Origin of the sequence: Pedobacter sp. (assembly GCF_035566355.1) — a bacterium.
Taxonomy (GTDB): domain Bacteria; phylum Bacteroidota; class Bacteroidia; order Sphingobacteriales; family Sphingobacteriaceae; genus Pedobacter.
In genome coordinates this window covers 1-4,800 of sequence record NZ_DATMRL010000395.1, presented here as the reverse complement: position 1 = coordinate 4,800, position 4,800 = coordinate 1, and the positions used below count along the sequence as shown (strand labels likewise).

The 4,800-nt window shown below is 42.8% G+C and carries 4 protein-coding genes; 2 read left to right on the top strand and 2 right to left on the bottom strand.

Annotated features, from left to right (window positions below; all coding sequences use genetic code 11):
• Nucleotides 1-1,514: replication restart helicase PriA (gene priA, locus VNZ46_RS15050; RefSeq protein WP_325560890.1), on the top strand; the 1,514-nt coding region annotated here is incomplete at its 5' end.
• 113 nt (nucleotides 1,515-1,627) lie between these two features.
• Nucleotides 1,628-2,284, top strand: coding sequence for a protein-L-isoaspartate(D-aspartate) O-methyltransferase (locus VNZ46_RS15045; protein ID WP_325560889.1), 657 nt, complete (start codon nucleotides 1,628-1,630; stop codon nucleotides 2,282-2,284).
• A 1-nt stretch (nucleotide 2,285) separates the two neighbouring features.
• Here the strand turns inward: VNZ46_RS15045 and smpB are convergent, their stop codons facing one another.
• Together smpB and VNZ46_RS15035 are read right to left on the bottom strand one after the other, a co-directional pair.
• Nucleotides 2,286-2,735 carry an SsrA-binding protein SmpB gene (gene smpB / locus VNZ46_RS15040; RefSeq protein WP_325560888.1) on the bottom strand — a complete coding sequence of 150 codons (450 nt, stop codon included), beginning with the start codon at nucleotides 2,733-2,735 and terminating at the stop codon, nucleotides 2,286-2,288.
• 55 nt (nucleotides 2,736-2,790) lie between these two features.
• On the bottom strand, nucleotides 2,791-4,653 hold the full coding sequence (locus VNZ46_RS15035; protein WP_325560887.1) for an Nramp family divalent metal transporter: 1,863 nt from the start codon (nucleotides 4,651-4,653) through the stop codon (nucleotides 2,791-2,793).
• Nucleotides 4,654-4,800: the final 147 nt, after the last annotated feature.

The following is a 4,800-nucleotide window of genomic DNA, read 5'->3' as shown; positions in this document are numbered from 1 at the left end:
CTCAGATCTATATTAAGTTGATCGAAAAAGCTATTGCGCAGGGTGGACAGGCGCTGTTCCTTTTGCCAGAGATTGCATTGACCACTCAGATTGTAGAGCGAATTAAAAAATACTTTGGCGATGCTATTGGAGTTTACCATTCTAAGTTTAATGATTTTGAACGGGTAGAGATCTGGAATAAAGTGCTGAACGGTACTTATAAAATTGTTTTGGGTGCACGGTCTGCGATATTCCTGCCCTTTAAGGAATTGAAGTTTATTGTGGTGGATGAGGAGCATGAGTCTTCTTATAAACAACATGATCCTGCCCCAAGATATCAGGCCAGGGATGCCGCAGTTTACCTGGCTTATCTGCATAAGGCAAAGGTCGTTTTGGGCTCTGCAACACCATCGATAGAGAGTTATTACAATGCCTTAAACCAGAAATATGGATTGGTGTCTTTAACGGAACGTTTTGGAGGCGTGCAGCTTCCTGCACATGAAGTGATCAGCATTTCCGAGGCAACCAAAAGAAAAAAAATGGTGGCTTACTTTTCTACAAACCTGATTGATGACATCAGTCTTTCACTGGAAAATAAGGAACAGGTCATTTTGTTCCAGAACAGAAGAGGGTATGCCACTATATTGATTTGCGCGACTTGCGGGTATACGCCTAAATGTATCAATTGTGATGTCAGTTTAACTTTTCATAAGAGTAGTGGAAAACTCCATTGTCATTATTGCGGCTATCATGAAAACAGCTTAAAGATCTGTCCGGCCTGTGGTTCGGTTCATGTAGAGCAAAAGGGATTTGGTACGGAAAGAATTGAAGAAGAACTGAGTTTGATTTTTCCGGAAGCTAAGATTGCCCGTTTGGATGTAGACAGCACCAGGACTAAAAATAGTCTTCAGACTATTATCACAGATTTTCAGGATAAAAAAACAAATATACTGATCGGCACACAGATGGTGGCCAAAGGTTTAGATTTTGATAATGTCACCTTGATTGGTGTGATCAATGCAGATACCTTATTGAATTACCCGGATTTTCGCGCCTTTGAACGTAGTTATCAGTTGCTGGCACAGGTTTCCGGAAGAGCTGGAAGAAGGGAAAAGCAGGGAAAGGTGGTCATTCAGGCTTATGATGATGATCACCGTATCATTAAGCAGGTGGTGGAGAACAATTACCTGGAAATGTATAATGATGAGATTGCCGAAAGGGCACAGTTTAATTATCCGCCTTTTTCCCGTTTGATCTTTATCAGCTTAAAGCATAAGGATGCCAATGTGCTGAATGTAGCTGCACAGCAGTTTGCAACGGCTTTACGATCGAGATTGGGGGGCAGGGTGCTTGGGCCTGAGCAGCCACTGATCTCCAGGATCAGAAGTTATTACATTAGGCAGGTGATCATTAAATCAGATCGCCATACGGCAATTCATAAGGTGAAAGCTTTATTGAAAAGCGAGATCACCAGGTTCAATACGGAGAAGGCTTTTAAGGGGGTATTGATTCAACTGGACGTAGATCCGTATTAAATAAAAGGCTTTAACATTTATTGATGTTGATCTTGTGGTGGTTAGGAGGATTTTGAAGGATTAAATCAGTTTAATGGCGTTGATTAAAATCAAACGAGTATTTTTGAAGAACAATGGCATATAAGTTTGTAGATAATTATCGGGAAAGAGGCGCTAGGAAAAAATTAGTTGAGCACCTGGCATCCAGGGGAATAGCTGATGCAAAAGTATTGAAAGCTATCGGCAAGGTTCCTCGGCATTTCTTCTTTGATGAAACGTTCTGGAATCAGGCCTATAAAGATATTGCTTTTCCTATAGGGGATGGACAGACCATTTCCCAACCCTATACTGTAGCTTATCAGACAGAGTTACTGCACATCAAAAAGGGAGATAAAGTACTCGAAATCGGTACAGGTTCAGGTTACCAGACCTGTATCTTGATGGAGCTGGGTGCTGATGTATTTACCATAGAAAGGCAGGAGAGTATTTATAAGCATACCATCAGGGTATTACCTGGAATGGGCTATCACGCGAATTTCTTTTTTGGCGATGGTTCGATGGGAATCGCACAGCATGCACCATATCACAAGATTATTGTAACTGCTGGTGCACCTTTCGTTCCCGAAGCACTGCTTAAGCAGCTTAAGGTTGGTGGAATACTGGTCATTCCGGTTGGAGATGAGCGCTCGCAGAAAATGGTTACAGTAATAAGAGTAAGCGAAACGGACTATGAAAAGATAGAACTGGATACTTTTCGTTTCGTTCCGCTGGTGGGTGACCAGGCCTGGTAAATTAGAATTTCATGGCCCGGTCCAGTTCTCTTTTGGATTCTCTTTCTTTGATGCTGTCGCGTTTGTCAAATTCTTTTTTACCCTGAGCGAGCGCAATTTCCATTTTTGCAAAGCCGCGTTCATTGGTGAAAATTCGAAGGGGTACAATCGTATATCCTTTTTCCTCGCTTTTTGCTTTAAGTTTTTTGAGCTCTTTTTTCTGTAAAAGCAGCACTCTGTCGCGTTTGATGTCGTGGTGGTAAAAAGAACTGTGGCTGTATTCTGAAATGTGGAGGTTCCTTACGTACAAGGTACTACCTATAAACATGCAGAATGCATCAGACATGTTTGTTTTCCCTTGTCTTATAGATTTAATTTCAGTACCCAGCAAAGCAATCCCCGCGTTGAATTTTTCAACGATATGGTAATCAAAATAGGCTCTCTTATTCTTTATTTGGACGTCGTTCTTCATATGAATCTGCTAATATCCGAAAGAAATGCGGATTAAACATAGATTATGTAAATTTTTACCGTACAATTAATACTGGAATGTTGACTCTGTGCCTAACGGACTCTACGGTGGTACCCAGGATAAGATCTTTAAGCCCCTTGTGTCCATGCGCACCCATAACCAGCAACTGGATATGGTGTTCTTTGCTCAGCTCTGCAATAGCCCTGGCCGGATTCCCAAATCCAATATGAGGGCTGGCCTGGTAACCTAATTTTTCGAGATTTTCACAGTATTTTTTGAGGTTTTCTTCGTCACTTTGGGTTTCATGGTCTAAGGCTGATTGCCCATAGTAACGGGCTGCCGCCGTTTCAACCACATGGATCAGGTGATATCGGGCATTTTTTCCGCCTTGTATGAGTGCATGACGAATGGTGTTTCTGTCGTTCTTGGAGAAATCGACGGTAATTCCAATTTTTGTATAGTCAATATCGCCAACGGCTTCTATATTAAGTGCATCCCCGTGAGGTACATTGCTTCTTCTTAATTTCCTGGAGGTAAAGATGGGATGAAGAAAAACATACAACAGGAGTAGGCCAATCAGAAGGGCTACCGGGACAATGAGATAAGAAACATACCAGGCACCGGATTTTTCGTTCCAGGAACTGATCTCTTCAATAACGAGTTTCACGTTGAGGGCCACAATTAGAAGTGCACTGGTCCAGGCCAGGATTTTTACCCAGAGTCCAATCGCAAATTCTTTCATTTCTTTTTTGTCAGAGGTGAAATGGATCAGCGGAATTACAGCAAAGCCCAGTTGAAGGCTTAAAACAACCTGACTTAAAATGAGCAGGCCGCTAAGGGCATCATCACCGAAATACAGGATGGTGAAAAATGCGGGTATAATGGCGAGCAATCGGGTAACCAGTCGTCTTAGCCAGGGTTGTATGCGAAGGTTAAGGTGGCCTTCCATAATGATCTGACCGGCTAAGGTACCCGTGACGGTAGAACTTTGTCCCGCTGCAATCAGGGCAATGGCAAAAAGGGCGGGGGCAACACCTCCGAAGATATGTTCCAGTAGTTTATAAGCGTCTTGTATTTCTGCCACTTCGTGCAGACCATTTTTATAAAAAGCGGCTGCAGCAAGAATAAGAATGGCTGCATTGACAAAAAAAGCCAGGTTTAGGGCTACAGCAGTATCGATCAGGTTAAATTTAATGGCCTCTTTTATACCTTTGAAATCTCTCTTGATCTTCCTGGTTTGCACCAGGGAAGAGTGGAGGTAGAGGTTATGTGGCATAACTGTTGCCCCAATAATACCAATGGCAATATAAAGTGCCTCGCCAGAAAGCATGCTGGGTTTAAAACCGGCAGCAATTTCTTTAAATGACGGTTCAACAATGAACATTTCTACCAGAAAGGAAAGGCCAACGATAAATACCATGGAAACAATGAAAGCCTCCATTTTTCGCATGCCTTTATTCATGAGAAACAGCAGGAGCACTGTATCAAATATGGTTACACTGATGCCCCAGATCAGGGGAAGTTTAAATAACAATTGCAGTCCTATTGCCATACCAATGATCTCCGCAAGGTCGCAGGCCACAATAGCGGTTTGTGCCAGGATAAATAAAGGGATATTTGCCCATTTTGGGTAGGTGTTCCTGGAAGCCTGAGCAAGATCCAATCCTCTAACGATTCCAAGCCTGGCGCTAAGTGATTGCAGCAACAGGGCAATCAGGTTGGACATGAGGAGGATCCAGATGAGCTGATAACCGAACTTGCTTCCTCCTGCCAGGTCAGTTGCCCAGTTCCCTGGGTCCATATAACCTACACTGACCAGGTATGCGGGGCCTATAAAGGATAAAATTCTTTTCCATCCGGTGCGCTTACCGGTATCTATACTTCCATGTACTTCACTTAATGATTCGGGCTTATTCATATTGGTTTTTGGGCTAAGAGCTTAGGTGGTTCTCATTAAAATGTGGCTGGCAACTTCCCGGCTAACGTTTTTTCTGGTGTCTTCTATAAATAAGTCTACCGAGCCGTCAAATTCTATCACTTCAATCATTTCTACAGATGTGCCTAG